General features: G+C 47.7%; 21 protein-coding genes and 1 pseudogene. 16 read left to right on the plus strand and 6 right to left on the minus strand.

What is annotated here, in order from left to right:
• Positions 1-129 precede the first annotated feature (129 nt).
• Positions 130-1,173, minus strand: coding sequence for an AbrB family transcriptional regulator (locus HMPREF3144_RS07095; RefSeq protein ID WP_070477169.1), 1,044 nt, complete (start codon positions 1,171-1,173; stop codon positions 130-132).
• A 278-nt stretch (positions 1,174-1,451) separates the two neighbouring features.
• On the opposite strand from HMPREF3144_RS07095, the gene HMPREF3144_RS07100 reads away from it, so the two are divergent.
• Both HMPREF3144_RS07100 and rfbD read left to right on the plus strand, forming a co-directional pair.
• Positions 1,452-2,195: a GntR family transcriptional regulator gene (locus tag HMPREF3144_RS07100; protein ID WP_070477171.1), complete on the plus strand. Its 744-nt coding sequence runs from the start codon at positions 1,452-1,454 to the stop codon at positions 2,193-2,195.
• Positions 2,188-3,018, plus strand: coding sequence for a dTDP-4-dehydrorhamnose reductase (gene rfbD / locus HMPREF3144_RS07105; protein ID WP_070477173.1), 831 nt, complete (start codon positions 2,188-2,190; stop codon positions 3,016-3,018). The genes HMPREF3144_RS07100 and rfbD overlap by 8 nt, the downstream gene beginning before the upstream one ends.
• Here the strand turns inward: rfbD and ubiA are convergent.
• Complete coding sequence (gene ubiA / locus HMPREF3144_RS07110) at positions 2,998-3,921, minus strand: 4-hydroxybenzoate octaprenyltransferase (protein WP_070477175.1); 924 nt, start codon at positions 3,919-3,921, stop codon at positions 2,998-3,000. The two genes, rfbD and ubiA, sit on opposite strands and share 21 nt — an antisense overlap.
• A gap of 141 nt (positions 3,922-4,062) precedes the next feature.
• Between ubiA and HMPREF3144_RS07115 the strand changes: the two genes are divergently transcribed.
• The 5 genes from HMPREF3144_RS07115 (at position 4,063) to HMPREF3144_RS07135 (ending at position 8,844) form a co-directional block, all read left to right on the plus strand.
• On the plus strand, positions 4,063-4,605 hold the full coding sequence (locus tag HMPREF3144_RS07115) for an isochorismatase family protein (protein WP_018025465.1): 543 nt from the start codon (positions 4,063-4,065) through the stop codon (positions 4,603-4,605).
• Positions 4,606-4,720: 115 nt separating this feature from the next.
• Complete coding sequence (locus tag HMPREF3144_RS07120; protein WP_083290418.1) at positions 4,721-6,010, plus strand: O-antigen ligase family protein; 1,290 nt, start codon at positions 4,721-4,723, stop codon at positions 6,008-6,010.
• Between the two features lie 24 nt (positions 6,011-6,034).
• A complete protein-coding gene (gene rfbB / locus HMPREF3144_RS07125; RefSeq protein WP_141742750.1) occupies positions 6,035-7,081 on the plus strand; it encodes a dTDP-glucose 4,6-dehydratase in 1,047 nt (348 codons plus the stop codon).
• The gene (gene rfbC / locus HMPREF3144_RS07130) at positions 7,056-7,592 is read left to right on the plus strand and encodes a dTDP-4-dehydrorhamnose 3,5-epimerase (RefSeq protein WP_048767705.1); all 537 of its coding nucleotides are present in this window, start codon (positions 7,056-7,058) and stop codon (positions 7,590-7,592) included. The genes rfbB and rfbC overlap by 26 nt, the downstream gene beginning before the upstream one ends.
• 82 nt (positions 7,593-7,674) lie before the next feature.
• The gene (locus HMPREF3144_RS07135) at positions 7,675-8,844 is read left to right on the plus strand and encodes a nucleotide sugar dehydrogenase (protein ID WP_070477176.1); all 1,170 of its coding nucleotides are present in this window, start codon (positions 7,675-7,677) and stop codon (positions 8,842-8,844) included.
• Here the strand turns inward: HMPREF3144_RS07135 and HMPREF3144_RS07140 are convergent.
• The 3 genes and pseudogenes from HMPREF3144_RS07140 to pgi all read right to left on the minus strand — a co-directional run bounded on the left by HMPREF3144_RS07140 (position 8,841) and on the right by pgi (position 12,388).
• A pseudogene (locus HMPREF3144_RS07140) lies at positions 8,841-9,692 on the minus strand (polysaccharide deacetylase family protein). The gene HMPREF3144_RS07135 and the pseudogene HMPREF3144_RS07140 sit on opposite strands and share 4 nt — an antisense overlap.
• Entirely contained in the window at positions 9,689-10,795 is a 1,107-nt protein-coding gene (locus HMPREF3144_RS07145; protein ID WP_070471222.1) for a glycosyltransferase, read from the minus strand. Before HMPREF3144_RS07145 ends, HMPREF3144_RS07140 begins: the two are co-directional and overlap by 4 nt.
• A gap of 18 nt (positions 10,796-10,813) precedes the next feature.
• On the minus strand, positions 10,814-12,388 hold the full coding sequence (gene pgi, locus HMPREF3144_RS07150; RefSeq protein WP_070477179.1) for a glucose-6-phosphate isomerase: 1,575 nt from the start codon (positions 12,386-12,388) through the stop codon (positions 10,814-10,816).
• Positions 12,389-12,500: 112 nt separating this feature from the next.
• Here pgi and galU point away from each other — a divergent pair, with 112 nt between their 5' ends.
• The 3 genes from galU (at position 12,501) to HMPREF3144_RS07165 (ending at position 15,689) form a co-directional block, all read left to right on the plus strand.
• A complete protein-coding gene (gene galU / locus HMPREF3144_RS07155) occupies positions 12,501-13,340 on the plus strand; it encodes a UTP--glucose-1-phosphate uridylyltransferase GalU (RefSeq protein WP_070477181.1) in 840 nt (279 codons plus the stop codon).
• A gap of 29 nt (positions 13,341-13,369) precedes the next feature.
• Positions 13,370-14,242 carry an acyl-CoA thioesterase gene (locus HMPREF3144_RS07160; RefSeq protein WP_070477183.1) on the plus strand — a complete coding sequence of 291 codons (873 nt, stop codon included), beginning with the start codon at positions 13,370-13,372 and terminating at the stop codon, positions 14,240-14,242.
• A gap of 136 nt (positions 14,243-14,378) precedes the next feature.
• On the plus strand, positions 14,379-15,689 hold the full coding sequence (locus HMPREF3144_RS07165; RefSeq protein WP_070477185.1) for a hemolysin family protein: 1,311 nt from the start codon (positions 14,379-14,381) through the stop codon (positions 15,687-15,689).
• A 70-nt stretch (positions 15,690-15,759) separates the two neighbouring features.
• Here HMPREF3144_RS07165 and HMPREF3144_RS07170 read toward each other — a convergent pair whose 3' ends face one another.
• A complete protein-coding gene (locus tag HMPREF3144_RS07170) occupies positions 15,760-16,437 on the minus strand; it encodes a Crp/Fnr family transcriptional regulator (RefSeq protein WP_018025476.1) in 678 nt (225 codons plus the stop codon).
• A 184-nt stretch (positions 16,438-16,621) separates the two neighbouring features.
• On the opposite strand from HMPREF3144_RS07170, the gene HMPREF3144_RS07175 reads away from it, so the two are divergent.
• The 6 genes from HMPREF3144_RS07175 (at position 16,622) to HMPREF3144_RS07200 (ending at position 23,696) form a co-directional block, all read left to right on the plus strand.
• Complete coding sequence (locus tag HMPREF3144_RS07175; RefSeq protein ID WP_070477187.1) at positions 16,622-18,559, plus strand: AMP-dependent synthetase/ligase; 1,938 nt, start codon at positions 16,622-16,624, stop codon at positions 18,557-18,559.
• Between the two features lie 11 nt (positions 18,560-18,570).
• Positions 18,571-19,359 (plus strand): ABC transporter ATP-binding protein, encoded by a 789-nt coding sequence (locus HMPREF3144_RS07180; protein WP_018025478.1) that lies wholly within the window; start codon positions 18,571-18,573, stop codon positions 19,357-19,359.
• Positions 19,360-19,371: 12 nt separating this feature from the next.
• Positions 19,372-20,301 carry a branched-chain amino acid ABC transporter permease gene (locus tag HMPREF3144_RS07185; protein WP_070471231.1) on the plus strand — a complete coding sequence of 310 codons (930 nt, stop codon included), beginning with the start codon at positions 19,372-19,374 and terminating at the stop codon, positions 20,299-20,301.
• A gap of 26 nt (positions 20,302-20,327) precedes the next feature.
• On the plus strand, positions 20,328-21,392 hold the full coding sequence (locus tag HMPREF3144_RS07190; RefSeq protein WP_018025480.1) for a branched-chain amino acid ABC transporter permease: 1,065 nt from the start codon (positions 20,328-20,330) through the stop codon (positions 21,390-21,392).
• An 81-nt stretch (positions 21,393-21,473) separates the two neighbouring features.
• Positions 21,474-22,808 (plus strand): ABC transporter substrate-binding protein, encoded by a 1,335-nt coding sequence (locus HMPREF3144_RS07195; RefSeq protein WP_070477190.1) that lies wholly within the window; start codon positions 21,474-21,476, stop codon positions 22,806-22,808.
• 33 nt (positions 22,809-22,841) lie between these two features.
• Positions 22,842-23,696, plus strand: a complete 855-nt coding sequence (locus HMPREF3144_RS07200) for an ABC transporter ATP-binding protein (protein ID WP_070477192.1) — start codon at positions 22,842-22,844, stop codon at positions 23,694-23,696.
• Positions 23,697-23,707 lie beyond the last annotated feature (11 nt).

Genomic DNA, 23,707 nt, shown 5'->3' on the forward strand with positions numbered 1-23,707 from the left:
ATCAGGTCACAATATGTCGTCATAAGTATATTGTCCTGCGTAGTGAGGGGGTGTGCGAGTAGGGAGGTGCCATTCTCTAAGGTGGTGAGTACATTAGAGTAATTGACTAGAAGGGCACTTTTACAGTGTTTACAGCATACCCTTCCTGCTTAAATACTTAGTCACGACACGATAGCTTGGTCCCACCGTCAATAACACAAAGACTAAGCGACTCACTTGAAAACTCGTCACCAGCGGTGCACCTAACATCAACACCTTGGCAGTAATTGCCATCTCGGCTAAGCCACCGGGACTCATGGCCAGCACAGCGGTAGGAAAGTAAATACCAGACAGCTTAGCGACAAATACACAAAAAATAAACGCCAGCAGCAAGTAGATGATAGTCATTAAGCTAACCGCACCTAAAAACCGTGGCGCCTGTTTAAAAAAGCCCGGCCTATAGTTACTGCCTAAGGCCCAACCTAATAGCATCTGCCCCATATGTTGAATTTCCGGCTGCAAATGCGTAAAGACAATATCATTTGCCGTCAGTAAAGCCGTCACTGAAATACCACCTAACATCATGGCATTGGGCGCATCTAGCCTGTCCAAAATAAAGCAAACAATCCCGGTTAATAGCAACAGCTTCAACAGCCCTATATAGCTATACTGAGCCAACTGCGCCGCCGTCGTGACATCGCCTTTAAGCCCTAAAAACTGATATGTAAAAGGGATTAAGATCACGATAATTAAAACGCGTAAGCTATGCGCTGAGGCGACGAGGGGGATATTGCTTGAGCCATTTTTTTCGGCTAACACTACCATCTCACTAGCACCGCCGACGGTACTAGCAAAATAGGCGGTAGCAAAGTCCACCCTCCCTAATTTGTACAGAATAAAGGCACCCACCCAAGCAATCAGCACAGCGAAAAGGCAGCCTGCAATGATATACACTGACAGACTTTTAATAATCTCAACGGTAGCCGGTGTAAAATGCAGCCCCAGCGCGATGCCTACAATCCACTGACCGATTTTCCTAAAGCCGACATGCGATTGAATCTTGGCGCCATTAATCTTAAAAAGTGCGGTAAAAATCAGTGAGCCTAATAACCAGGGAATTGGCGTACCTACCGCGACGGCAATTAATGCACCGGCAAGAGCAACTAAAAAACCAAAAAATATTTGTTTAGTCATAACACAAGTTGAATGGTTGAAATATCATTGACCCTAGAAAAACTACGCTCGACATCACCCTAGGTTGAGTGATTGTTAAAAGGCACTAGCGATTATATGCGAGCGCCCCTTATCCTAAGTGTGGATGAATTCTCCTCAGCCTAGCTCATATGTGTCCATCAAAAATTGATTGTACCTGAATTTTGTATTCATTTGTATACATTAGTTTTTGAATGTCGTTTTTATATATAATAAAGAAGCTTTTACAGTGCTAATCACGACAAGTTTTTTTAATAGCGATGACAACAGCCAAATCAGTTCAAAAAAATGCAGCGAAGAATAAGCCTGCGCTCAAAAAGACGCCGTCCTTAGAGACATTTGAGGAGGATAATAAGCAGCGTGGGACCACGTCGGCGCAACAAGCTTATCAATATGTGATTCAGGGCTTGGAGCAAGGTCGCTTGGAACCTGGTACCAGGATACGCGAGACGGAATTAGCCGAACAGCTGGGTATCAGCAGAACACCCGTGCGCGAGGCCTTGAATCGTTTAGTGAGCGAGGGCTTGGTGAGTAATGATCCACATCGTGGCATGATTATTACTGAATTGGATCAGGCCTTGGTAGGGGAGTTGTATGAAATGCGTGCAGTGTTGGAGAGCACGGCTGCTTCCTTAGCGGCCAAGCATGCAAGTGATGTAGAGATTAACTTATTAAGAAGTTTGATGGAAGCCGATAGGGTAATGACGGATCCGATTGAGATAGCGAATAATAATCGTATGTTTCATCAGGTGTTATACCAATGTGGGCATAATCGCTTTTTATTAAAAAGCTTGCAAGCCTTACAAAATTCCATGCTGTTGTTAGGTCATAGCACCTTGACTGAAAGGGGGCGACCAGATGAGGCGCGCAATGAGCATGAGGCGATTGTAAAGGCGCTGGAAGCACGAGATCCTGAGGCGGCAGCGGAAGCTGCTAAAAAGCATATTAATGAGGCGTATAAAACACGCTTAAGCCGCTTCCTGTTTAATCAAGCTTATGACTAAGCTTTTAATCACAGGCGGTGGCGGGCAGTTAGGGCAGGCATTTGCCGCCTATCAGCGCACACCAGCGCAAAGGCACGCTATCGAGATGATGGTGTTAACACGTGCGGAGTTAGATATCACCTCGGCGGCATCGATTCAAACGGCGCTACAGCATTCTCAAGCAAGGCTTGTGATTAATGCGGCCGCTTATACGGATGTGGCGAGGGCGGAGCTGGAGCCGGACAAAGCCTATGCAGTGAATGTGGAGGGGGCGGCCTTATTGGCTGCGCACTGTGCTGCTGCTGGCGTGGATTTGATACAGCTATCCACTGATTATGTGTTTGATGGGACTAAGGGGGCGCCTTATGAGGTCACTGATCAGGTAAATCCACTGAATGTTTATGGTCACAGCAAAGTAGCCGCTGAAAAGGCAGTGATGCAGGAGCACCCGCAAGCGATCATTGTTAGAACAGCGTGGCTTTATAGTGAGTTTGGGCATAATTTTCAGACCAAGCTATTAAGCGCAGCTAACAACGGTCTGCGCTTAAGGGTAGTGGACGATGAGTGGGGAACACCGACGAAGGTCAGTGATTTAGTGCGTTTTTTAATGCGCTTAAGTGAGAATTTGACGCCTTATCGTGGTCAGCGGATGCACTTTGCCGGCGAGCAGGTGATGAGCCGGTGGGAATTGGCACAGCAAATCGTAGCAGAGGCCTTTGAGCGTGGGGAGTTAGCAATGCTACCCCAGATTGAGGCAGTGAAAACGACCACGCAGGCAAAGGGGGTCAAGCGACCCCTTAACAGTGCCTTAAATAGCTCGCTACTAAGCCGTGATGGCGCCTAGCCATGCGGCCGCAATTAGTAGCACCCCAGTGGCAACATTGGCTCTAAATAAATAAAAGCTGCGCTCGGGTTTATTGATATCAAAAATCACTAATTGCCATACAAAATGCGCAGCAATCACTGCCATGATGACAAAGTAGCCCCAACCCATGGCCATTGAGTAGCCGGCCCAGAGCCAACAAACCATGGTCAGGAGATAAAAGCCACTTAGCCAATAAATACCCTGCTCACCAAAGCGAATCGCGGTGGATTTTAAGCCCAGTTTTAAGTCATCTTTGATATCGGTATAGGCATACATTGTGTCATAGCCGATTTGCCAGGCCACCGCCCCAGCCCACATAAGCCAAGCAGCGAGTGGTACGGTATTGGTTGTATCGGACCAGGCCATTAACATGCCCCAGTTAAAGGCGGCCCCTAGCACGGCTTGTGGCCAATGGGTAAAGCGCTTACAAAGTGGATAGATAATGACTAGAGGGACCAGTGCCAAGGCCATCCAGCGACTGTAGCTATTAATAAAAAATAGCAAAGCGGCTGCCACGGCAAATTGAGCGAATAAGAAAATGACGGCTTGCTTGAGCGTGATGGCGCCGCTAGTTAAAGGACGAAAACGGGTGCGTTCCACATGCTTATCAAAATCTCGGTCCCAAATATCATTGATGGTACAACCCACACTGCGCATCAATAAGGCACCTAGCGCAAAGATAAATAATCGAAACAGTTCCGGGAAACCGCCCGCTGCCTGAAACAGTGCGGCAATACAGGGCAACAGCGTGAGCCACGTGCCTACGGGGCGATCCAAGCGGGCAATACGCGCATAGGGACGCCATGAGCTTGGTAGATAGTGCTCTACCCAGTCATTGTGACGGATATCGTTTAAATCGGCTTGGCTGTTAGAATGGTTCACTGCTACCTACACTTAAGATTGTTACCAGCTGCTATTGTAAGCAATTACGCTAGCCTGATGAATACCCTAGGGGCTGATTCAGGAATTAATGCTTAAAATTAGTCTTTAGTCTAGTGGTTTAGAGTAGTTTGGGAGGTCGATATGCGAATTCAATTTGATAAAGCAGCCTTATTAATTGTGGATGTACAGGACAGCTTGTTACCCTATATTCATCAGGCTGAACAGATGCATGCGAAGGTGTTGTGGCTTTGTAAGTTAGCTGAGTATTTAAAACTGCCGACCGTGATTAGTGAGCATTGTGTGGATAAAATTGGCGGCACCAATCAGGCGGTGTCTGCGGCTGCCGCAGGCGCTCAGGTTTTTCAAAAACGTAGTTTCTCCGCCGTGCGTGATGGCTTGGTTGAGCGCACCTTATTAAAAGATAAAGCACATGTGATTGTCTGTGGTATGGAGTCTCATGTGTGCGTATTACAAACGTGTTTGGATTTGCTTGCTAAAGGCAAAACCGTTTATCTAGTGCGTGACGCAGTCTCTTCGCGTAAGCGCAGCAATATCAAATTAGCCATGGCACGCCTTAGACAAGCGGGGGCGATTGTTGTGAGTACGGAAATGGTGGCTTTTGAGTTGATGGCTAGTGCGGATCATCCTAGCTTCTCGTCGGTCTTAAAGCAGTTGATTAAGTAGTTTGTTGTGCTTGAGCAAGTGTTTGCTCGATAACAACTTGCCTCAATTGCATTTGACTTATAATTGAGTTCCTTGACAGTCTATCGTTTTTACAGTCTCAATTTAAGTTTTCTTTATGGCGCTTCATCCACCTTCTGTGACCGAGCTACTTGTTTATCAATCCGGGTCTCCCTGTCCGCGGCTGAAAATTTATGCCGAGCTCAGTGTTTTTCTGTTGGGCTTTTTGTGCTTGATTATTCCTAGTGGCTATTCCTATGGTGCGACGCTGTTATTCGTGGGCGGTCTTTATACCTTATTCACTCATTGGCGAGCCTTGCCGTTGGACCGCTATGATAAGTTGATTCTAGGCGCGGTACTATTATTTGGCGTGCAGGGCCTTGTTAGTTGGCTAATCCATGGCTTTGATGGGGATGTGGATAAGTTGTCACGCTTTATTTTAGCGCTCCCTGTGTTTTTTCTGATTTATAGGGCACGTCCCTCGCTCCATGCTTTGTGGTTGGGTTTGGCGTTTGGCGTTTTAGGGGCCTTGCTGTTGGCGCTTTATCAGCGCCTGATTTTAGGTGAGCTGCGGGCGGATGGCTTTAGTAATGCAATTCAATTCGGTAATTTGGCCATGCTGATGGGGATGTTGTGTTTAGCCGGTTTGGCTTGGGCTCATTCCTTAAGTAGGCATCGACGTAAGATGTTGGTGTTACTTAGCTTGGCCGCAGTGGCCGGCGTGATCACCTCAGCTTTATCCGGAAGCCGTGGTGGTTGGCTTGGATTACCGATAATTTTAGTGGTGATCTTTGTGGCCTATTATGCGATTTTTTCATTGCGGGCCAAGCTATTGGTGTTGCTCTGTGTGGTGTTGGGTGGATTTTTCTTACTCAGTAACCCGCATATCGGGGTCAAGCAGCGTATTGCGGAGGCTTATCATGAGATCGCTTTGTTCCAAGATGGTACGGTGCAGACCTCCGTTGGTTATCGTTTGGAAATGTGGCGTGGGGCCATAAAATTAGCGCAGGAAAAACCCCTTTTCGGCTGGGGCGATGAAGGCTATCAAGAGGGGATGCAGCAATTACGCGAAACTAATCAAATACGCGGTCGTGCCGATCTCTTTACGCATGCCCACAATGAGTTTATTGATCGCTTAGCCAAGCAGGGTATTACCGGGTTGATAGCATTGATTCTCTTATATCAAGTACCGCTCTGGACCTTTGCTAGCGCTAAGCGAACGGCACATTTGCCGACGCGGGCGGTGGCCATGGCAGGGATTCTTTTGTCACTGTGTTATTTTGATTTTGGACTAACACAGGCCTTTCTAAGGCATAACAACGGTGTGATGGTGTATGTATGCTATATGATGGTGATTGCAGCTTATTTTAAAGTGATGCGCTTTGAACAAGCAAAGATCAGCAGTTAGTGACATTAATCCCATAGAGCAAAGATGATGAAAATTTTAATTACAGGTGGGGCTGGTTTTATCGGTTCTGCCTTGGTCCGTTTTATTATCGAGCAACAGCAAGATGAGGTGTTGGTTGTTGATAAGCTTAGCTATGCCGTGCATCCCTATGCCTTAGCGAGTGTTAACGCAGATCCTCGTTACCATTTTAAAAAACTGGATATTACAGCGCGGGATGCGTTACAGGAAGTTATTGACGCCTTTAAGCCGGATGCGGTGATGCATCTAGCCGCTGAAACCCATGTGGATCGCTCAATTGTGGGCGCAGATGCCTTTATGCAAAGTAATTATCTGGGTACCTACGCCTTGTTAGAGGCGGTGCGGCAGTATTGGCAGGCACTGCCCACAGCAAAGCGTGAGCAATTCCGTTTGCTACATGTGAGTACGGATGAGGTGTATGGTGATTTACCGCATCCGGATAGCGAGCCGAAGGCCAGTGCCTTAAAGTTTACAGAATCATCTACCCTTTGTCCCAGTTCGCCTTACTCGGCCAGTAAGGCGGCATCTGACCATTTGGTGCAGGCTTGGCATCGTAGCTATGGTCTACCAACGATAATTAGCCGTTGTTCAAATAATTATGGCCCTTTTCAGTTCGCTGAAAAGTTGATTCCCCATATGGTGCAAGCGGCGCTTAAGTTACAGCCATTGACGATTTACGGTTCAGGTCAACAAATACGCGATTGGCTATATGTAGACGACCATGTGAAGGCGCTGTATTTATTATTAAGTAAAGCAGAAGTAGGGCAAGTTTATAATATCGGTGCGGATAATGAGCATCGTAATTTGGATTTGGTGCAGGCAATTTGTCGTATTCTGGATCAACGGGTACCGCGCGCAGATGGTGCATCTTATGCTGATTTGATTGTGCATGTGACTGATCGCCCAGGGCATGATCGTCGTTATGCAGTTGATTCCTCTAAGCTACGGGCAGCCACTGGCTGGGCACCGACGCAGGATTTTGAGGAGGGCTTAGCTAGCACCGTCGCTTGGTTTGTGAGGGATTTTGATGCAGCTGATAAATACCGAGCTTAAGGGGGTTAAACTACTCAAGCCCGAGGTGCATTATGACGAGCGCGGCTTTTTAATGGAGTCATTTAGTCGCCAGCGCTACCTATCGCTGCTTGAGCTTGAGCAGGATTTTGTGCAGGATAATCTGTCCCGGTCAAAACAGGGGGTATTGCGCGGCTTGCATTTTCAAAAAAACAAACCACAGGGTAAATTAGTGATGGTCGGCTGGGGGCGGATTTATGATGTGGTGGTTGATATTGCCCCAAACTCACCTACCTTTGGCCGACACCTTGCGGTTGAATTAAGTGCGGAGAATCAGCTGCAGCTTTGGGTACCACCGGGCTATGCCCATGGTTTTTGTGTCTTAAGTGAATCTGCGCAGGTGCTGTATAAATGCACGGATTACTATGATCCGATGGATCAAGCCGGTGTACGCTGGAACTGCCCTGATTTAGCGATTCCTTGGCCCATCAAAGCACCTATTTTATCGGATAAAGATCAGCATCTACCAAGGCTGGCTGCACTTCATCGTTAATAACTCATTTTTGAACTGTCACTATACTGTCAACATCTATCGTTACACTAGCTTTGTTTTTTGATAAAAATTTAGAGCTTAAATGAAAATAGTTGTTGTTGGTACGGGTTATGTGGGTTTGTCGCTAGCGACCTTATTAGCTAAGCAGCATGAGGTGATTGCTTTAGATATTGACTCAGTGAAGGTCGATTTGATTAATCACAGAACTTCTCCCTTAGTGGATGCGGATATTGAAGCTTATTTTAAGCAGTATCCGCTTAAGTTACGGGCTACCACCCAAGCGGCAGAGGCCTACCCCGGGGCAGATTATGTGCTGATTGCTACGCCGACAAACTATGATCCAGAGACAAATTACTTTAATACCGCCTCTGTGGAGGCAGTGGCGGCCGAGGCATTGCAGTATGAACCCGAGGCTACAATTATTGTTAAATCCACCGTGCCGGTTGGCTTTACCGAGCATCTGAAAGCGCAATTAGGCGCATCGAATATTTTATTTTCGCCAGAGTTTTTAAGAGAGGGCAAGGCGCTGCATGATAATTTATATCCATCGCGTATTGTGGTGGGCGAGCGTTCTGAGCGTGCCGAGCGTTTTGCTGAATTGTTGCGGCAGGCAGCGCTCAAAGAAGCGATTCCCGTCGTATTGACGGATAATACCGAGGCCGAAGCGATTAAGCTATTTGCTAATACTTACTTGGCGATGCGAGTCGCTTTTTTTAATGAGCTCGATACCTATGCTGCCACCAAGCAGTTAAATACTGAGGCAATTATTCAAGGGGTTTGTTTGGATCCGCGCATTGCCACCCATTACAACAACCCCTCCTTTGGCTACGGTGGCTATTGTCTACCAAAGGATACGAAGCAATTATTAGCCAATTACCAAGATGTGCCGCAAAATTTGATTCAATCGATTGTGGATTCGAATAGCACGCGCAAAGCCTTTATCGCTGAGGATATCAGCCGACATCAAGTGGCAACGGTGGGCATTTATCGGCTGGTGATGAAGGCGGGCTCGGATAACTTTAGAGACTCTTCAGTGCAAGGCGTGATGGAGCATTTGCTGGCCAAAGGCTTGCGTTTGGTGGTGTATGAGCCAATGTTAAAAGCAGCCGAGTTTTTGGGTTGTCAGCTAATCCATGATTTGCAAAGCTTTAAAGAGCAATCGGATATCATTGTGACTAACCGCCAGAGCCCGGAGCTGGCAGATGTAGCGCATAAAGTCTATACCCGAGATATTTTTGGTGGTGATGCTTAGTGCGTGCGTGAAAGCGATTTCTTCCAACGTTTAAAGCGGTTGAAAGCTGGTGCGATCAATGGATGGTGCGAGGCACGGATTCTTTTGCCTAGGCGATGACCATTCCGATTTGGTGCGTGAAAGCGATAAATATGCGTGTTAGAGGTGTGTTGAGTATTGCGACCGAAGGGATCGGTGGTGTAAAAATACGCAAAGCCTTCACTTTGTGCGATGGCCAAGTAATCCTCGTCAAAATAGCCTTGGGGCCAGCAGAAGTGCTGACTACAGGTGCCGAGTTCACGAATAAAGGTTGCTTTAGAATCCCTTAGCTCCTGACGAAACATGGTATTTTTATCAATGCTTGGGTCTAGATCCCAGCGAGTATGGCTATGGGTGTGACAGTGAAACTCAACTAGGCCAGAATCTATCATGGCTTTTACCTCAGATCACCGCAAAATCACCTCATCACTGCAACCGTGCTCAATTAGCTGTTCGCATTGTGCATGTTCCGGGCATGGTGGCAGTTCAGCAGGACTTTTGGCGGTAGCTGTGTTGGCTCGAATTTCGCCATGATGAAGCCAGCCGCTGACGAGAAAAATGGTCGCCTTAAAACCATACTTCTGCAGCAAGGGAAAGGCATAGACCCAATTATCCAAGTAACCGTCATCAAAGGTGATCACCACCGCTTTTGTACGAGTTTCGCCCGCCAAGTGAGCGGCGAATTCTGCCAAGCTTAGACTCTCGTAGCCCTGATGTGATAGCCACTGTAATTGTTGCTCAAAATGTTCAGGGGTGCAGGCAATAAACCCTGCCTCCGGTCGGATATGGTGATACATCAATACTGGTACTGAAGTCTCTAAAAATTTCATTTGTTAAGCTCCCTCAGCCAGTTATGATAGCTGTTTAGTGTAAGTTGTCCAACCCTATCCATGGTAAAGCGCTGATCTGCTACCACAAATTGATAACCCGCTGCACCCATTTGTGCTCTTAGTTCGGGATTGTGTATGAGTGTTGCTAAGGCCTCGGTAAATGCCGCAATGTCTTGTAGGGGCACTAGCAAGCCACTGACACCGGGATTAATCATCTCGGGAATGCCTGTGACGGCATAGCCCACCGTCGGTAGCCTAGCCGCCCCGGCTTCGGCAAAGACGGTGCCGGATGCTTCGGTGTGTGAAGCTAAGGCAAAAATATCAAAATCACTCAGTAAGGCGGGCACATCATTGCGTCGGCCCAAGAAATGCACCTGTGCATTGAGTCCCAAGTCTGCCGCTTGTTGTTGCAAATAAGGGCGTTGAGCGCCGTCGCCAACGATCACTAGGTGCAGTGAGGCCTGTTGCTTGAGTAACGGCGCCATGGCCTGGATGAGTTCATCCATATGTTTATCTTTGCGGAGCACTGCTACGCTACCGACAATGACGTCACTCTCGGAAAGCGCTAATTCCTGACGCAAAATAGCGCTGGGCAAAGGCGTGGGTAAATTCACTGGCGGTCCGATGACTTGAATATGCTCAGGCGGCACGCCTTTGTGAATTAGCATTTGGCGCACATACTCACTGGGGGTAATCAGTCGTTGTGGGATCATGCTGTAGGCGAGCAAGGAGTTTATCGGCTTGGCCAAATGCCGTGTTCTGACAACTAACGGTACCCTGGCTAAGCGTGCCGCTAAGCCTGCTCGTAGGGTGTCTTGGCGACTATTGGTATTGACAACATCATAGCCACGTTCACGCATCAGCCTACGCATAGAAAAAATGGCAGGCCAACTCCGGATGCCTTTACGCATATCCGCTGTATGCACCTCAAAGCCATCATCTTGTAGGCGTGACACGAGTTCAGCCCCAGGCATACATAAGGCCTCCACCTGCTGACCTTGCTCACGTAGTGTCAGCATTAAGCGATGGATATAACGTTCTTGGCCGCCGTAGCCTTGGGCATGTTCAGTAAATAAGATATTTAAAGGCCTTGCGCTTGTCATAAACTATTGGCTAGCGACTTAGGCTTTAAACTGTTCAATCCAATATTGAGTTGAGCGGTCCAATTCAAGAGGCTTGTGAGGCTGGGATGAGTCCTTGCTTAATCGCTCAAAAATATCATCAGCGAGCACCTTGCCGAGTTCCACACCCCATTGGTCAAAGGGATTGAGGCCCCAGATCAAGGCTTCAACAAACACCTTATGCTCATACATGGCCAGTAGGGCGCCAAGTGAGAAGGGTGTGAGTTGTGGTAGCACGATCAGATTGGAGGCTCTGCCACCGGGCTGTTTGCGGTGATGCGCAAGCCATTGCGCTTGCTCGGGTGCCATGCCTTTTTGCAGATTCTCAGCTTCAGCTTGAGCCGTGGATTTGCCGTGTAACAAAGCTTGGCGCTGGGCTAAGCAATGCGCTAAGAGTTGCTGATGGTGCTGCTGCCATTGGTGGTCGGCCGTTTTACAAACAATAAAATCGACCGGTGCCCCCTCACTACTTTGATGTAACCATTGAAAGAAGGTGTGTTGGGCATCGGTGCCGGGCATGCCCCACACGACCGGACCAGTAGCGACATTGATAGGCCGTCCTTGGTGGTCGACGGATTTGCCCAGCGACTCCATCTCCAATTGCTGTAAATAGGGGATTAAATAACTCAGTCGAGAGTCGTAGATTGCTAGATTGCGTGAGCCATAGCCCAATACGCTACGATTAGCTAATTCTGCTAGGGCTAATTGAATGGGGGCGTTTTCCTCGGGTGGCGCCGTGAGAAAATGCCGATCCATGGCATGAGCGCCACTTTGTAAACCAGCTAAAACGCCGGAACCTACGGTTAAGCCTGCTGCCACGCCAATGGTGGACCAGAGTGAAAAACGACCACCGACCCAATCCCAAAAACGGTAGATATGGTGGCGTGGAATGCCCCAGGCAGCAGCGGCTTCTGGGTTGGCGGTGACGGCAATCATATTATTGCCCGGGTTGACACCTGCGGCTTCAAACCATTCACGTGCACGTGCAGCATTTTCCATGGTTTCAGCGGTACGGAAAGACTTGGTTGCCACCACCACTAAGGTATCGTGCGGATCCAAGCCGGCTAAACCACCCTCAATGGCGTGACCGTCGATATTGGAAACAAAGCGTATGTGGCGCCAAGAACCGGCATAACCAAAGGCCTGTGTGACTAAGCGCACGCCCCAGTCACTACCGCCAATGCCTATATGTACAATATTGCGCCAACGTCGATCATTATCGACACGTCGCACCAATTCCAGCATGCGCAAACGCTCACTTTGAACCTCCATCAGGGGCTGCGGTTGGCGCAACATCGTATGCCAAGCCGCACGATCCTCGGTGCTGTTAAGATGCTCACCATCAAATAAGGCCTGTCGTAGCGGCTCAAATTTCCTTGCTTCTAATAACTTAGTGGCAGCTTGGCTTAATTCGGTGGAGCGGTGCTGGGCGCTCAGATCAACCTTAAGTCCGGCGGCGTCTAAAATCACCGTCTGCTCACAGTTGATATTGGCGCTTAAAACGGCTTGCTTAAACTGCGCCCATTCGGGCAGTTGATCTAAGGGCTCAAGCTCTTTTAATAGCTGGTGTATCATAAAATTTTGCTACTCGCTTAAATGATGCTAAAACGCTTTACTTATTGTTATCTGATTTTATATTACAATTGAAGCGTTGAATTCAAATTAGCGATTATATATAAGGATAGTAATGAACCCTGTTCGTAAGGCTGTATTTCCTGTTGCCGGTTTAGGCACTCGTTTTTTACCAGCCACTAAGGCAATGCCTAAAGAAATGTTGCCGGTGGTGGATAAACCCTTGATTCAATATGCAGTTGAAGAGGCGGTGAAGTCAGGTATTACCGATTTAATCTTTATTACCGGTCGTCATAAGCGTTCGATTGAGGATCATTTTGACTTTATGCCCGAGCTTGAGCATGAGTTAGAGCAAAAGGGCAAGCATGAGTTATTAGAGATTGTGCGTGGCATTCTCCCGACTAATGTGAATTGCATCTATATTCGTCAGCCGGCACCTTTAGGTCTAGGTCACGCCGTATTGTGCGCTGAGCCGGTGGTGGGTAATGAGCCTTTCGCGGTGCTATTGGCGGATGATTTGATTGATGCCGAGGTGCCTGTGACGCAGCAGTTAATTGATGCAGCCCATGCTTATGGTGGCAGTGTGTTAGGGACCCAGGTCGTACCCCAAGCGGACACTAAAAAGTACGGTATTATCGCTGGCGCAACGGTGGCTGATGGGGTCAGACGGGTGGAGCAGATTGTAGAAAAACCTGCCCCTGAACAGGCCCCATCGACCTCGGCCGTGGTGGGTCGTTATGTGTTGGAACCGGAGATTTTCGAGCATCTTCGACACACGCAAAAGGGTGCGGGCAATGAAATTCAATTAACCGATGGCATTGCCTCCATGCTACAAAGTCGTCAGGTGTTCGGCTTTGATTATGAGGGTGTGCGCTATGACTGTGGTTCCAAAGAGGGATTTTTCCAAGCCAATATCGCTCTGGGGCAGAAGTATCATGGTTTGAGTCTTGAGTAAGAAATTGACCATTTGATATTGATATAGCAATGAGTATTTTAAATCGCCTTATCTCACAGTTGGCGTTAGAGCAAATTGGTGAGCGACGTTTTCTTGGGCGCAGTACCGATATTTTTCGCAGCGGTCGTGTATTTGGTGGGCAGGTCTTGGGCCAGGCCTTGATGGCAGCCAGTTATACTACACCCGTCGGTCGGTTAGCCCATTCCATGCATGGTTATTTTGTGCGTCCAGCAGATGCGACTAAGGCCATCGAGTATGCGGTAGAAGTGATACGTGATGGTGGTAGCTTCTCGGTGCGTCGGGTCACGGCCAGCCAAGAGGGCAAGTTTATTTTTACCCTATCCTGTAGTTATCAATCGGTTGAGCTCGGCTTTGAGCATCAGCTGGCGATGCCTGCCGCACCACCACCGGAGGATTGTCCCTTAGAGCAGGAGATACAGCAAGCGCTGGCGCAGCGTCTCGGCACCGGGGAGTGGGATGAGCGTCTTAAGCGTGAACGGCCGTTAGAAATCCGTTTAATCTACCCCGAGCGCCAGTTAGAATTAGGGCATTATGAGCCAAAGACCATGTATTGGATTAGGGCCAATGGCTTAATGCCTGATGATCAGCGACTACACCAGGGTATGCTGGCTTATGTGTCGGATTTTTATTTAATGACGACAGCCTTACTACCGCACGCGCGTTGGCATTTTGATCCGCAAATGCAGATGGCCAGTTTGGATCATGCCCAGTGGTTTCATCGTCCTATTGATATGAATCAGTGGCTACTCTATGTGTCTGAATCAACTGCGGCGCAGGGTGGACGCGGCTTAGTGCATGGGGTCTTCTTTAATCAGCAGGGGCAGTTGGTTGCCAGTGCTAGCCAAGAGGGCTTGATGCGATTAAGAGAAAAATCGGATTAGGCTTCATTTATCTGTCATATGGATCTGCTAGACTGCAGCGTTTAGTGATGGATAATGATGACAAGCTGCGCTTTTTCAGCGTAATATACCTTGATGACATATTTTTATTCTCGTGTGGAGATTTAGCTAAGTAACAATGATCGGTACTCTGATAATTTTATTGTTAATTTTGGTCAATGGCCTCTTTGCCATGTCCGAAATTGCGCTTGTGTCGGCTAAGCGTATGCGCTTACAACAGCAGGCAGATCAAGGGGATAAAGCGGCTGCGGCAGCCTTGCTATTGGTTGATAATCCGAGCCGCTCCTTATCGACCATCCAGATTGGTATTACGCTGATTGGTATTTTTATGGGGGCCTTTGGTGAGGCCTCAATTGTGTCCCGTTTGACGCCCCTATTTGAGGATATCGGTCTTAGTGCTCAAACGGCTAAAGCAATAGCGATGTTTTTAGTGGTGGTGGGTATTACCTTTTTCTCGCTGATTTTTGGGGAATTGGTACCTAAGCGCATTGCCATGAATCACGCCGAGAAAATTGCTACGGTTGTGGCGCGGCCGATGACGCTTTTGTCAAAAGCCATGGCACCCTTTGTGTGGATTTTGACGGTGGTGACCGATTTGGTGTTGAAGCTGTTACGGGTAGATAGCAAAGGCGATGAGCTAACCGAGGAGGATATTAGCGGTATCTTGCGCGAGGGGGCGACGGCCGGTCTGTTTGAAAAAACCGAGCATGACATTGTGACGCGTGCACTTAGTCTGGACGATCAGAGTGTGTTAACCATTATGACGCCGCGTAATGATGTGCACTATATTGACCTAGAAAGTCCGCTCAACGAGATTTTGCTCTATATTGCCGATAGTAATTATTCGCGCTTTCCCGTGTGTGATGGTGGCTTGGATAATGTACTTGGTGTGATTGATGCCGGTACCTTATTTGAACAGCAAATTCGAGGTCATGCGATTGATATTCGCGCTTTGGTGAAGCCGGCCCGTTTTGTGCCTGAGACCAATTCAGCGATGGATGTGCTGGAGTCATTCGAAGAGTACCGCACCGAGATGGTGATCGTCATTAATGAGTACGGCGAGATTGAGGGTTTGGTGACCTTGCGAGATGTGCTAAAGGTATTGGTTGGCTATAAGATTCCACTCAATGATAATTATGATGCGGATATTGTGCAGCGTAATGACGGTAGCTGGCTAATTGACGGGGCAGTGACGCTTGACCGCTTCAATCACCACTTTCAAGTGCAATTAGAATTCCCGGATCATGAGGATAATTATCATACCTTAGCCGGTTTTATTCTGAATCAGCTCGGTCACATTCCTAAAGAAACCGAAAGTCTGGTGTGGAAAGGCTTTTATTTTGAGGTGGTGGATATGGATAAGTACCGTATTGATCGCTTATTGGTAAAAGCGCCCGAGCAGGTAGTGGCCTTGAATGACGAGGAGTAGTCACTAGTAGCTCCATAAGTGATTGGCGCCCAGTTGTGTTTTGACTGTGGCGCTTTTTTGTCGGCGCTTGCTAAATCTCCTCTAGCGTCTCCAGACCTTGTAAATCATTAATAATCACACTGCGGTATTGCAGCTCAATAAAGCCGGCATCCGCTAGCTTTTTTAAGGCACCGTTGGTGCGCTGTCGAGAAACACGGGCCAAATAGCCAATTTCCTCCTGGGTAATATTTAACTGACGATTATAGTTGTCATCGGCGTAGTTAGGCATACGCACCAGTTCGGCAATGCAACGCGCTACGCGAATATCGGCATTAAAGAGACGGTCTGACTCGACGCGGCCGATAAACTGCCCCATACGATGATTAAACTGATTTAATAAAAAGCGATTAAAGCTGAAACTGTGGTCTAACAGCCAGTAAAAGGTTTCCACCGGCATTTTGGCAACCACACTGTTGCGCAGGGTCACCACATCATAGCGACGTAATTCCTTTTTTAAGAGCGCACCCTCGCCGATCCAACCGCCTGCAGGTACGCCGGTGAGGGCGGCGAGTTTGCCATCAGCGGTGCCGACAGAAATTCTTGCTAAGCCCTCAATCATGCCTATCCAATGGCGTGAGGCATCACCCTTTCTAACAATAAAAGCACCTGCTGGGTAGTCTTGTAAGACGGTCTCCTGAATCACACGTTGTTGTTGTTCCTCTGTCAGAATCGTAAACCACGGTGTGTTAGATAAACGCGTTCTAATCATAAGTACTTTCCCTAAAAACTGAATAAATGTCACCGTAATAACATTTAGATTACATTTAAAAGCATATATTTTCAATACAAAAGGAAAAATCACAAAAAGTATAAAAACACATCATCACAGATTGTTACTAAAATAAATTTAATTATCCGCAATTAAAAGCACCATATTAAGGAGACGATGAGATATGGTCACTCAGCAAAATACGGCAAATACCTTTGCCAAGTTGCTTTTAAAGCATGCCAAAGAGCGTCCAACGCAAGCGGCGATGCGTGAAAAGGACTTGGGTATTTGGCAGACGATTACCTGGTCCGAGATGGCCGAGGAGGTTGAAAACCTCGCTTATGGCTTGATGACTTTAGGTGTACAAAAGGGTCAGCACGTGGCCATCGTTGGCGAAAACCGCCCACGTCTTTATATGAGTATGATGGCAGCGCAGAGTTTAGGCGCAATTCCGGTACCGATGTATCAGGATGCAGTGGCGCAGGAAATGGTCTATGTACTCAAAGACGCCGAGGTTGGTGTTGTGGTGGTCGAGGATCAGGAGCAAGCTGACAAGATGTTGGAAGTGCGGGAGCAGTTACCGCACTTGCGTCATGTGGTGTATGACGATCCACGCGGGATGCGTAATTACACTGAAGACATTTTATTGAATTACGTGGATTTACTGGAGCAGGGTAAGGCGCATCGTCAGCGTCATCCGGACTTATTTAGACAAATTGTCGACAGCTTGCGCCCTGAGGATCCGGCCGCCATGTTCTATACCTCGGGTACCACCGGCAATCCTAAGGGGGTGGTGTTAACGCATCATGCCTTGATTGACCGTGCCGAGGTGATCCAGCGCCTGGAAAGTCTGACGGATAAAGAGGATGTACTTGCTTACTTGCCACCGGCTTGGATTGGTCAGAATATGTTCTCTTACACGCAATTCTTGGTGACCGGCTTTACGGTGAATCATCCGGAATCGCCCACCACGGTCTCCATTGATATGCATGATGTGGGTCCGACCTATTACTTCTCGCCACCGCGCGTGTTAGAGGAGTTACTCACCACTGTTAGTATTCGTATGGAGGATGCTGGTCGCTTTAAGCGCTGGCTCTACAAGTACTTTATGGATGTAGCAGCCAAATCCGGTCAGCGTATTTTGGATAAACAATCCGTGGACTTAAAGGATCGTTTGCTATACAGCTTAGGGAATTTCTTTATTTATGCGCCGTTGCGTAATGCTTTGGGCATGAATCGGATTAAGGTGGCTTACACTGCGGGTGAGGCGATCGGTCCAGATTTATTCCGTTTTTATCGCTCGATTGGTGTCAATTTAAAGCAATTATACGGCTCTACAGAAACCTCCGTATTTGTGTGTGTGCAAGAAGACGGTCGGGTAGAGGCTGATACCGTGGGGCCACCATGTGAAGGAGTGGAGCTGCGGATTGCTGATACGGGTGAGGTGCAGATTAAAAGCCCTGGCTTATTTAGTGAGTATTATAAAAATCCTAAGTCTACCGAGGAGTCCTTTACCGAGGATGGTTGGTATCACACGGGGGACGCCGGTATTTTAACCGAAGAGGGTCAGTTAAAGATTATCGACCGTGCAAAGGACGTCGGTAAACTGAACGACGGTCGTATGTTCGCGCCAAAATACATGGAAAATAAGCTGAAGTTCTTCTCCTTTATTAAGGAAGCTGTCGTATTCGGGGCGAATAAGGATTATTGTACTGCCTTTATTAATATCGATTTAGAAGCGGTGGCTAACTGGGCCGAGCGTCGCGGTTTGACCTATGCAGGTTATACCGATTTAGCCTCTAAAAAGGAGGTTTATCAACTGATCAAGGACTGCGTTGAGGAGGCTAATGCCGATGTAGCCAGAGATGAGCAGCTATCCGGTTTACAGCTACATCGCTTTTTGATTTTACATAAGGAGCTGGATCCGGATGACGGTGAATTAACACGCACGCGTAAAGTCCGTCGTAATTTTATTGTAGAAAAATATGGTGTATTAATTGATGCACTATTTGAGGGTAAGTCCAGTCAGTATATCGAAACTGAGGTGCGCTATGAAGACGGCCGCATCGGTAAAATCAGTGCCGATCTGAAGATTGAACCTGCCAAAGTCGTTGCGGTATAAGGGGGCGAATGATGCAGAATCAACGTCGAATCGGTGAAGTTATCCTAGACCTAGACAGCATTTCGCTTTCGTTTGGTGGGGTCAAAGCACTGACAAATATTTCATTTAACGTAAAAGAGCATGAGATTCGCTCTATTATCGGCCCTAACGGGGCGGGTAAGAGCTCCATGCTTAACGTCATTAACGGTGTTTATACACCGCAAGAGGGTCGTATTACCTTGGACGGTACGGTGTTGGAGAAAATGACACCGCGTCGTGCAGCGACCCGTGGTATCGGTCGTACCTTCCAGAACCTTGCTCTCTTTAAGGGGATGAGCGTACTGGACAATATTATGACCGGCCGTAATCTACGGATGAAGAGCAATATTATTTCCCAGGCTTTTCGTATCTTCGGCGCCGAAAAGGAGGAAATTGAGCATCGCGAGTTCGTAGAAAATATCATTGATTTTCTTGAGATCCAAGCATACCGCAAGGTACCCGTAGGTCGTTTACCCTATGGCTTACAAAAGCGTGTGGATTTGGGCCGCGCCTTGGCGATGGAGCCTAGATTGCTGCTGTTGGATGAACCAATGGCGGGTATGAACATCGAAGAAAAGCAGGATATGTCACGCTTTATTCTTGATGTGAACGATGAATTCGGTACGACCATTGTGCTGATTGAGCACGATATGGGCGTGGTGATGGATATTTCCGATCGCGTGGTGGTACTTGATTACGGTAAAAAAATCGGTGACGGTACGCCGGATGAGGTGCGCAATAACGAGGAGGTTATTCGTGCTTATCTGGGCGCTCAGGTATAGGGAGAAGCCAATATGTCTTATTTTTTAGAAACTCTTTTTGGCGGTCTCATGAGCGGCATGATGTACGCCTTAATTGGACTCGGCTTTGTATTAATTTTCAAAGCCTCGGGTGTGTTTAACTTTGCTCAAGGTGCGATGGTTTTGGTGGCCGCTTTGTCGATGGCACGTTTCTCCGCTTGGTTACCCCAGTGGCTAGGCTTTGAAAGTATGTTGTTGGCCAATATCTTGGCTTTCATCGTCAGCGCCATCCTGATGATTCTTTTTGCTATTGCCATTGAGCGCTTTGTCTTGCGTCATTTGGTTAACCAAGAGGCAACAGCACTCTTGATGGCGACCTTGGGTATTAGCTACTTCTTGGATGGCTTTGGTCAAACCCTCTTTGGTAGTGCGATGTACACCATTGATGTCGGCATGCCTAAGGATCCGTTATTTGTCATGGAAAATGTCTTTGAGGGCGGTATTTTACTGAGTCTTGAGGACTTGACTGCGGCCGTGATTGCAGCCGCCTTAGTGGCTACCTTAGCGCTATTTTTCCAGTTTACACCGACCGGTCGTGCCTTACGTGCCGTTGCCGATGATCACCAAGCGGCGCAGTCGATTGGTATTCCATTAAATCGTATTTGGGTGATTGTGTGGGCGGTTGCTGGCGTTGTGGCCTTGGTGGCAGGTATTATCTGGGGCTCGAAGTTTGGTGTGTCCTTTACTCTCTCAACAGCCGCACTACGTGCTTTACCGGTCGTTATTCTGGGCGGTTTAACGTCGGTGCCGGGTGCTATTATCGGTGGTTTAATTATCGGTGTCGGTGAAAAGCTTTCAGAGGCTTATTTGGGTCCCTTCTTGGGTGGTGGTATCGAAAACTGGTTCGCCTATGTACTGGCTTTAGTGTTCTTATTGTTTAGACCACAAGGCTTATTCGGCGAGAAAATTATCGACCGTGTTTAGTATCTAAGGCCTAAGGAGTATAAAAAATGTTTTACCGTGAAAATGGTCAATTTAAAACCAGTTATCGCGCGGATCAGCAGATTTTCCCGATTCGCCAAGATCGCATCGCAATCTTAGCTATTATTGCCGTTGCTTTATTTGTGGTGCCTTTTGTTGCTAGTAACTACTTTTTAAGTGCGATTTTAATTCCCTTTTTAATCTTGTCCTTAGCGGCGATTGGTCTAAATGTCCTCGTTGGTTATTGTGGGCAGATTTCATTGGGTAGTGGTGCCTTTATGGCGGTGGGTGCCTATGTGGCATGGAACTTTGGTGTCCGTATTCCGGAGATTCCCTTTATCTTCCAATTGCTGATTGGTGGTTTTGGCGCAATGCTGTTCGGAATTATCTTTGGCGTACCGAGCCTACGCATCCGCGGTCTTTATTTGGCGGTAGCAACCTTGGCAGCACAGTTCTTTGTGGATTGGGCATTCTTGCGCATTCCTTATTTAACTAACTACTCAGCCTCAGGTAGTGTGTCTGTGGCACGTCTGGATTTCTTCGGCTTGCCGGTGCAGACGCCAGTGCAGAAGTATGTGTTTGTGCTGTTAGTGGTGATTGTGTTGGCACTACTGGTGAAAAACTTGGTGCGTGGTGCCATTGGTCGTGAATGGATGGCAATTCGTGATATGGACGTGGCTGCCTCAGTGATTGGGATTCGCCCGATGTATGCCAAATTGAGTGCCTTTGCCGTGAGCTCATTTATTATCGGTATTGCCGGCGGTCTTTGGGGCTATGTGCACTTAGGTTCATGGGAGCCATTAGCCTTTGACTTAAATCGCTCATTACAGCTTTTATTTATGGTGATTATTGGCGGTTTAGGTTCAATTGCGGGTAGCTTCTTTGGTGCCGCCTTTATTGTGCTACTACCCATTATATTGACCCGTATTCCGGAGTTGTTTGGCTTAAATCTCCCGGTGGATACGGCAGCGCATATTGAGCATATGATTTTCGGTTCCTTAATCGTGTTTTTCTTGATTGTTGAACCGCATGGTTTAGCGAAGCTCTGGTCAATTGCTCGTGAGAAGCTGAGAATTTGGCCATTCCCTCACTAATCATTGAATAACGCTACCCTTAGAAGAGCGATTTTTAAAATAACTAAAGTAATTAAAAAACTTCATACATGGGAGACAGAAATGAAGAAATTTATGATCAAAAGCTTAGCGGCAGCGATGACAGTTGCAGGTACTTTTGGTGTGAGCGCAGCTTTAAAAGCGCAGCCAGCTGAGCAGTATTTGCCCTTATTAACTTACCGTACAGGTTCTTTTGCGCCCCTTGGTATTGCTTGGGGTGACGGTAAAATTGATTACCTTGAGCTGGTGAATGCGCAAGGCGGGGTCAATGGCGTCAAAATTCGCTTTGAGGAGTGCGAAACTGCCTATGCCACGGACCGTGGGGTAGAGTGCTATGAGCGTATGAAGAATGCGCACGGTGGTGCTGCGGCTTTTGATACACAATCGACCGGTATTACTTTTGCAGTGACGGATAGAGCACCCAGTGACAAGATGGTAGTACAAACGACGGGTTATGGTTTATCTCAATCAGCAGCGGGTGCCTACTTTGAGTGGAGCTTTCCTTTATTAGGTCATTACTGGACGGCTGCGGACGTTGCGGTACAGCATATTGCTGAGCAAATGGGTGGCTTGGATAAGCTTAAGGGTAAGAAAATCGCTTTTGTTTATCATGACTCCCCATATGGTAAAGAGCCGATTCTATTATTACAAAAGCGCGCCGAAGCGCATGGCTTTGAACTACAACTTTATCCTGTAACTGCCCCTGGGGTTGAGCAGAAGTCTACGTGGTTACAAATCCGTCAGCGTCGTCCGGATCATGTGATTTTATGGAGTGCGGGCGTGATGACACCGACCTCTATTCGTGAGGCGCAGGCGACAGGTTATCCGCGCGATAAGATTTTAGCCATTTGGTGGGCAGGTTCTGAAAATGATGTAAAAGACATCGCGCAAGTCGCTAAAGGCTACAAAACCATTACCTTACACAACTCTGCAGGTAAGGATTTTGGCGTCTATCAGAAGTTAGAGGACGAAGTATATGCCAAAGGTAAAGGTATGGGTAAGGCTAACGGTACCCACGGCACTATTGCTTATAACCGCGGTATGATGATTTCTTTCTTAGCGGTTGAAGCTATTCGTACGGCACAAGAGAAGTTTGGTGTTGGTCAACATATGAACTCAGAGCAGATTCGTTGGGGCTTTGAAAACCTTAATATCGACGAGGCGCGCTTAGAGGAAACTGGCATGGCCGGCATGATGCGTCCTGTCCATACCACATGTGAAGACCACGTGGGCGGTGACTGGGCACGTATTGCGCAATGGGACGGTGCTAAGTGGGAGGTTATCTCTGACTGGATGCAGGCGGATCAAGACTTTGTTAAGCCTATCGTCATGGAAGAAGCCAAAAAATACGCTGATGCCAAAGGTATCACCCCTCGTGATTGCTCTGCTGTAGAGTAATTTAAGCTTAGTTGATCGTAGTTGGAGATTGTTATGCAAGGCCAAATAACACAGCAGGACCAAGCTGCCGTTGTCTCACCAGCGCTTGAAAACGTACTGGATGTTAATGGTATTGAGGTAATTTATAACCACGTTATTTTGGTATTAAGAGGGGTTTCTCTCGTCGTACCCAAGGGGAAAATCGTTGCTTTACTAGGTGCGAATGGCGCCGGTAAAACAACGACCTTGCGAGCGATCTCCAATTTACTCAAAAGTGAGCGTGGTGAGGTCACCAAAGGCATTATTAGCTATAAGGGGGAGGAAGTGCAGGATCTGACCCCGGCCGATTTGGTTAAACGCGGCGTGATTCAGGTGATGGAGGGTCGTCATTGTTTTGAACATTTGACGATTGAAGAAAATCTTCTGACCGGTGCCTATACCCGTAAATTGAGTCGCGGTGATTTGGAAGCGGGATTGGATATGGTGTATCAATACTTCCCGCGTCTAAAAACGCGTCGTAATAGCCAAGCCGGTTATACCTCAGGTGGTGAGCAGCAAATGGCGGCCATTGGTCGCGCCCTGATGGCTAACCCCGATATGATTCTGTTAGATGAGCCGTCGATGGGCTTAGCACCGCAAATCGTGGTGGAGATTTTTGAAATTGTGCGCGACTTAAATACGCGTGAAGGTGTGAGTTTCCTTTTAGCCGAGCAAAACACCAATATTGCTCTGCGTTATTCGGATTATGGCTATATTCTGGAAAGCGGTCGCGTGATGTTGGACGGCACGGCAGAGGAATTGCTCAATAACGATGATGTCAAGGAGTTCTACCTCGGAATCGAGAGTGGTGATCGTAAAAGCTTCCGTGACGGTAAGTTTTATCGTCGTCGTAAGCGCTGGTTAGCCTAGAGGAGGTAGAC

Origin of the sequence: Oligella sp. HMSC05A10, from assembly GCF_001808335.1 — a bacterium.
In the GTDB taxonomy this organism is placed as follows: Bacteria; Pseudomonadota; Gammaproteobacteria; order Burkholderiales; family Burkholderiaceae_B; genus Oligella; species Oligella urethralis.

What these genes read in the sequence shown, in the direction of transcription:
- rfbD (WP_070477173.1), top strand. Translation starts at nt 2,188, where the DNA reads ATGACTAAGCTTTTAATCACAGGCGGTGGCGGGCAGTTAGGGCAGGCA.
- HMPREF3144_RS07160 (WP_070477183.1), top strand. Translation starts at nt 13,370, where the DNA reads ATGAGTATTTTAAATCGCCTTATCTCACAGTTGGCGTTAGAGCAAATT.
- pgi (WP_070477179.1), bottom strand. Translation starts at nt 12,388, where the DNA reads ATGATACACCAGCTATTAAAAGAGCTTGAGCCCTTAGATCAACTGCCC.
- HMPREF3144_RS07195 (WP_070477190.1), top strand. Translation starts at nt 21,474, where the DNA reads ATGAAGAAATTTATGATCAAAAGCTTAGCGGCAGCGATGACAGTTGCA.
- HMPREF3144_RS07115 (WP_018025465.1), top strand. Translation starts at nt 4,063, where the DNA reads ATGCGAATTCAATTTGATAAAGCAGCCTTATTAATTGTGGATGTACAG.
- HMPREF3144_RS07145 (WP_070471222.1), bottom strand. Translation starts at nt 10,795, where the DNA reads ATGACAAGCGCAAGGCCTTTAAATATCTTATTTACTGAACATGCCCAA.
- HMPREF3144_RS07095 (WP_070477169.1), bottom strand. Translation starts at nt 1,173, where the DNA reads ATGACTAAACAAATATTTTTTGGTTTTTTAGTTGCTCTTGCCGGTGCA.
- HMPREF3144_RS07135 (WP_070477176.1), top strand. Translation starts at nt 7,675, where the DNA reads ATGAAAATAGTTGTTGTTGGTACGGGTTATGTGGGTTTGTCGCTAGCG.
- HMPREF3144_RS07175 (WP_070477187.1), top strand. Translation starts at nt 16,622, where the DNA reads ATGGTCACTCAGCAAAATACGGCAAATACCTTTGCCAAGTTGCTTTTA.
- rfbC (WP_048767705.1), top strand. Translation starts at nt 7,056, where the DNA reads ATGCAGCTGATAAATACCGAGCTTAAGGGGGTTAAACTACTCAAGCCC.
- HMPREF3144_RS07120 (WP_083290418.1), top strand. Translation starts at nt 4,721, where the DNA reads ATGGCGCTTCATCCACCTTCTGTGACCGAGCTACTTGTTTATCAATCC.
- HMPREF3144_RS07200 (WP_070477192.1), top strand. Translation starts at nt 22,842, where the DNA reads ATGCAAGGCCAAATAACACAGCAGGACCAAGCTGCCGTTGTCTCACCA.
- HMPREF3144_RS07180 (WP_018025478.1), top strand. Translation starts at nt 18,571, where the DNA reads ATGCAGAATCAACGTCGAATCGGTGAAGTTATCCTAGACCTAGACAGC.
- HMPREF3144_RS07100 (WP_070477171.1), top strand. Translation starts at nt 1,452, where the DNA reads ATGACAACAGCCAAATCAGTTCAAAAAAATGCAGCGAAGAATAAGCCT.
- galU (WP_070477181.1), top strand. Translation starts at nt 12,501, where the DNA reads ATGAACCCTGTTCGTAAGGCTGTATTTCCTGTTGCCGGTTTAGGCACT.
- HMPREF3144_RS07190 (WP_018025480.1), top strand. Translation starts at nt 20,328, where the DNA reads ATGTTTTACCGTGAAAATGGTCAATTTAAAACCAGTTATCGCGCGGAT.
- HMPREF3144_RS07185 (WP_070471231.1), top strand. Translation starts at nt 19,372, where the DNA reads ATGTCTTATTTTTTAGAAACTCTTTTTGGCGGTCTCATGAGCGGCATG.
- rfbB (WP_141742750.1), top strand. Translation starts at nt 6,035, where the DNA reads ATGATGAAAATTTTAATTACAGGTGGGGCTGGTTTTATCGGTTCTGCC.
- HMPREF3144_RS07170 (WP_018025476.1), bottom strand. Translation starts at nt 16,437, where the DNA reads ATGATTAGAACGCGTTTATCTAACACACCGTGGTTTACGATTCTGACA.
- HMPREF3144_RS07165 (WP_070477185.1), top strand. Translation starts at nt 14,379, where the DNA reads ATGATCGGTACTCTGATAATTTTATTGTTAATTTTGGTCAATGGCCTC.